At 62.5% G+C, this 4,924-nt stretch carries 6 protein-coding genes; all 6 read left to right on the top strand.

What is annotated here, in order from left to right:
* The coding region (locus tag WC683_19575) for a hypothetical protein (GenBank protein MFA4974807.1) at positions 1 to 1,558 on the top strand (1,558 nt) is incomplete at its 5' end.
* Positions 1,555 to 2,688 (top strand): ATP-binding protein, encoded by a 1,134-nt coding sequence (locus WC683_19570; GenBank protein MFA4974806.1) that lies wholly within the window; start codon positions 1,555 to 1,557, stop codon positions 2,686 to 2,688. The genes WC683_19575 and WC683_19570, both read left to right, overlap by 4 nt.
* A complete protein-coding gene (locus tag WC683_19565; protein ID MFA4974805.1) occupies positions 2,685 to 3,551 on the top strand; it encodes a response regulator in 867 nt (288 codons plus the stop codon). Before WC683_19570 ends, WC683_19565 begins: the two co-directional genes overlap by 4 nt.
* A 201-nt stretch (positions 3,552 to 3,752) precedes the next feature.
* A complete protein-coding gene (locus WC683_19560; protein MFA4974804.1) occupies positions 3,753 to 3,959 on the top strand; it encodes a hypothetical protein in 207 nt (68 codons plus the stop codon).
* Between the two features lie 189 nt (positions 3,960 to 4,148).
* Complete coding sequence (locus tag WC683_19555; GenBank protein ID MFA4974803.1) at positions 4,149 to 4,712, top strand: hypothetical protein; 564 nt, start codon at positions 4,149 to 4,151, stop codon at positions 4,710 to 4,712.
* Between the two features lie 17 nt (positions 4,713 to 4,729).
* On the top strand, positions 4,730 to 4,924 hold a 195-nt coding region (locus tag WC683_19550), incomplete at its 3' end, for a hypothetical protein (GenBank protein MFA4974802.1).

The raw sequence follows: 4,924 nt of genomic DNA, 5'->3' as shown, positions 1-4,924 counted from the left end.
CGGCAGGCCGACGGGGATTTCCCTGGGCCAGGGTGCGTTTTTCTCGGCCGACATCTACAGCCAGAACCAGATCGAGCGCATCTCGAACAACCCGCGCTTCCAGCTGCTCCTGATCGACGGCTTCGTGGAGTTGGAGATCGCCGAGCTTCAGATTCGGCTGACGCGGCTCAAACGGGGACTCGAAGGCAACGCCGGGGAGATTCTCCGGGTGGATCAGGAAATCGCAGAGCTGGAGGAAGGGCTCGGCGAGTTACAGACGGTCGAGGAGAACCTCAAGGCCTTTGCGGGGGAGCACGGAGAGGATGCCAAGGAGGTCAACGAGCAGCACGAGTTGAAAGCACGGCGCGACCGAGAGAAGCGGGCGCTGGCGGAGTTGGCCGAAGCCTATCGCCAGGGCCAGTCAACCTTCGGGTCCCACATCGGGACCTTGGACGCGCGGGTCAACACGTGCATTCCGCACGACCTTCTTTCCGGGCCCAACGAAGGCATTCTGATGGCGGCCCGGAAGGCGGCTCTCGATGCCGCCGGCGAAGTCAACAAATCGATGGCGGCGCTGATCGAGCGGCTCAGGATTTGCCTGTACGAGATCGAGAAGGCGGAACGGCTCCTGCAGACCGCTCACCAGGAGCAGGAACAGGATTTCCGCAAGGTGATCGAGGCGCACACGCAGGCTCAGGCACAGGTGGCCGAGCGGTCGCGCCTGGAACGCCTGAGGAACGACCTGCTTGCCAAGAAGCGCCTGTGTGATGAGAAGCGCCAGGAACTGCGCCGCCTGATCGAGGAACGCGACAAGATGATGCGGGAGCTTTCCGAAGTGCAGGACCAGCGCTTCCAGTTGCGGGCACAGGTCGCCGCCACGCTGACCCAGAGGCTGGCTCCCACTATTCGCGTGACCGTCGAGCAGTTCGGGAGCACCGCGGAATACGAGCAGTTGATCGCCGACGGACTCAAGAACTCCGGAGTCAAGCCGGGGCTGACCGCAGAGAAGATCGTGAAGGCGATGTCGCCCGCCGATTTCGCCCGGACGATCAGACAGAGGAACACGGACGGACTGATGGACCTTGCCGGGCTTACCGCCGAGCAGGCGGGGAAGGTGATTTCGGCGTTGGCCGGCACGAAGCGCACGTTCGATATTGAGACGGTCGAGCTTCTGGACCTTCCCAGGATCGAACTGCTGGACGGCGCCACGTACAAGGACTCAGCGTCCTTGTCGACGGGCCAGAAGTGCACGACGATCCTGCCGATCCTGCTGCTCGAGAGTGAGAGCCCGCTCCTGATCGACCAGCCGGAAGACAACCTGGACAATCGGTTCATCTATGAAACCGTGGTGAAGAGCGTCTCGGACGTGAAGAAGAGGCGGCAGTTGCTGTTCGTCACACACAACCCCAACATCCCGGTTCTTGGCGATTCCGAGCGAATCTTCGTCTTGGACTCCACTGGGAAACAAGGCTCGCTCCGGCGGTCCGGAACGGTGGATGAATGCCGCGAGGACGTAGAGACTCTTCTTGAAGGCGGACGGGAAGCGTTCAAGCTGAGAATGGACAGGTACGGACATTGAGCGAGAACCCGAGCGATCTTGAGAACGCATTGCAGCGCCTGCTGGCAGGGGCGCCGCCGATGCCCTGGCCGGAGCGGCAGGCACTGGCCGCGCAGGTCGGCCAGACGCTGCGGGCGGCCCGGCCGCCGGAGATCATCCTGTCCGCTGTCCGGCTCCTCCACATTCTGTCCGCTGACGACAAGTGGGAGGTGCGACAGGCTGTTGCGGATTCCCTGATGCATCTCCGATCCGACGACTTCGATCCGATGATTTCGCGCCTCGCCAGCGATTCCAACGCGTGGGTTCGGAAGGCCGCCGAGCGGACGTTGGGCCGGCGGAAGCGCCTGATGCGCGTGGAGGCCCAGAAGCAGCAGAAGATTGAGGGCGTTTACGAAGATTACGACTGGTTCGTGAACAAGTACGGGCACACCGCGGCGGAGCGGGCACTTCGCATCGGCGAACGGTACTTCGAGATTCTAGCCAGCGCCGCGACGCATGAAATCCGCGGCGTGCTGACTTCGCTCGCCGGCGCATTGGATCAGGCGGCAAAGAGCGGCTTGTCCCAGGACGGCCAGCTCGATCAGCTGTCGAAAGCCCGGGAGCGAGCCGCCTTTCTGAACCGCATTCTGGACGACTTGAAGGGCTATGCGCAGGATCTGTCTTGCGACTTCCGGCGCGAGAACCTCCGGGATATCGTTGAAGCCGCGTTCGAGCTTGCCAATGACAAGCTCAAGACCTCGGCCACTTCTCTGCGCGCGATCCAGTTGCACCGCGAGGTGCCTGACCACATCGCGCTCGATGCCTGCCGCCACCAACTCGTTCAGGCCTTTGCCAACGTGATCCAGAACGCCGTCGAAGCCGTGGATCGCGATGGGCGGGTGACTGTCGCGGCTGCATTGGCCGAGAACGCCTGCGTTGCCATTCGCGTCACGGACAACGGCGTCGGGATGTCGCCGGCAGAGAAGCGGGACGCCTTCATCCCGTTCAAGACCAGCAAAAAGAACCAGGGCGGCACCGGGTTCGGCTTGCCGATCGCCAAGAAGATCGTTCAGGCGCACGGCGGCTCGATCACGATAGAGAGCGTGGAAGACCAGGGCACGACCGTCACCGTCACGCTGCCCTTGACGCAGCAGGATCGACTTGAAGAATGAAACCGCTCAAGCACCGAGCTTTGATTGTGGAGGACGACGACAAGATCGTCGAACTCGTCCACGACCACCTGGAATCGCTGGGCCACGTCTACGATCGGGCTGCGAACCAGACCGAGGCGCGAGATCTCTTATCGGCCAACAAGTATTGCTACATCCTTCTGGACTTGGAGATTCCCGTCAAACCCAAGCGCATGGCCGAACTGACGCACGGCATCAACCTGCTGGAGGAGATTCGACGGTGGCCTGAAGACGGGTGTGCTACACAGGTGGTCATCATGACATGTCACGGCAGGAACGGGCCGGACTTGGCGGTGGAGATGATGCAGAAAGGGGCGGATGACTACATCTGCAAGCCCTTCGGACCTGCAGGCGGCGGGCGGACCCTTCCTGATGTGATCAAGAAGGCTCTGGAGCGCGGATGCAGCCATGCTCCGGCGCACTGCCCAGTGCTCGCCAAGGTGAGAACGGCGCCTGCACCCATCAAGCGGCCCATGGAGCCGGAGAAACTGACGCCGTTCCAGGGGGGCAAGCTCGTTTTCCGCGAGGATCGCGTGGACCTGCTCGGCTACGCCATTCTCACGGCCAAGGCGCGCGGGAGTTGGCACACGCTGCGCCTCCTGGCGAAGAAAGACCCCCAGGGGAAACGCACCGCCTACAGCGGAGACGCGCTTGCCCGAAAACTCGATCCGCAGAGCCAGCAGGGTCAGAACGACGTGGCCGGCTACGTCAAATACCTCCGCCGCCGCATCGCCGACGTGCTCCGAAAGAACGGTGTCAGTTGCAGCGACCAGGACGTCATTGAAAGCGGCGGGCCGGGATACCGCCTGAACTCCTGGATCGACGTCGAGGGACTCGATTCCTGACCGCGCCAGCGGCAGGTCCAATTCCCATATGAGATCTCATATGGGACATCTTGTCTCATCCACCTGAACTTCCAGTTCCAGGTCTCTTCCAAGATACTCGCGGGCCACGCTGCGCGACAATCCGAGCTGTAAGGACCCGCCGTTCGGACACCGTGGATGTGTCAGCGAAGGTCCGATGGAACAAGGATGGAGGTGACGCCAATGGCCGCAACCAATGACACTCCCAAGGAGCAGAAAACCGTCGCGCTGCTTTGTCCGCTTTGCGGGAAGCGCCTGCCGGTCAGCGGCACGCTGTCCATGCGCGGGACAACGGGCATCTTCTGCCGCCACTGCCGCCACACTGTCCAGGTGACAATGGAAGTGGCCGACAAGAAGGACGCTTCCCCCGTTGGAGATGACGAAGAGTAGATGATGTCGGGGTTCGAGCCTTCGAGCCAGCACCCCGAAGAACCAACCCGAACGACTCTAAGAGAGCCACCACAGTCGGCCTGAGCCTTTGAGCCCGCGCCGCTTGAGCCCAGTCGGTAGGGACGTTTCCCGAAGACTGGGCCGCCACAATGCCCGTGCCTTCGGGACGTCCCGGAAAGGCACAGGCGCGTGGAGCGAAATGACTATGGCGATCTCATCGAGCGCTGGAAGGTGGACCTGATTCGAGTGAGGGCGAGGCGGCTGTATTTCCGCAAGGACGAGATCGATGATCTCGAGCAAATCATCGTTCAGGAGCTTCTCAAGACGAACTTCAAGCCAGGTGCAGAGGGCGGCTCGTCGGAGCGCACGTTCGTCATCGCGGTCATCGACCGCCAACTGATGAAGGTGAAACGCGACCGGCGGCGCGACGTCCGCCGGGCCAACTATGAATCGCTGTCGCTTGAGGACAAAGGCGTCTTCACCGAGAAGAACTTCTTCTCGCTGAGCCGAACCGAGACGCACGAGGCGAAGCTCGACGTGAAGCAGGCTCTGATGGACCTGTCTCCGGCCCAACGGGCCATCTGCCGGGCGCTGGGCGAGGGACGTACGCAGGCGGAGATCGCCCGCATGACCGGCCGCTCCAAGGCGGCGGTCTGCGCCGACGTGCGGAAGCTTGCCGAGAAGTTCCGCAAGTGGGGCCTCAACGACTATGTGAGGCCGAGAAAGGCTGAACGCATCCGCCGAAACGGGTAGTAATCCGAATGGAGGGTTTGAAAGAGAACACGATGCACACGAACGCAGCTCCACCCGCGAGTGACTCGTCGCTCCTCACCGTCAGGGAAGTCGCGGCGATTCTCAAAGTCAACGAGCGCACCTGCCAGCGGCTCGCCGCCCGCGCGGAGACGGGGCTAGGGGACTTCCCGAAACGGCTCCGGCTCGGCCCCAAAACGGTGCGCTGGCGGCGG

It is taken from the genome of bacterium (genome assembly GCA_041648665.1).
Lineage (GTDB): Bacteria > UBA10199 > UBA10199 > 2-02-FULL-44-16 > JAAZCA01 > JAFGMW01.
Note: the sequence above shows the minus strand (reverse complement) of the source record. Positions and strands in the feature narration are given on the sequence as shown.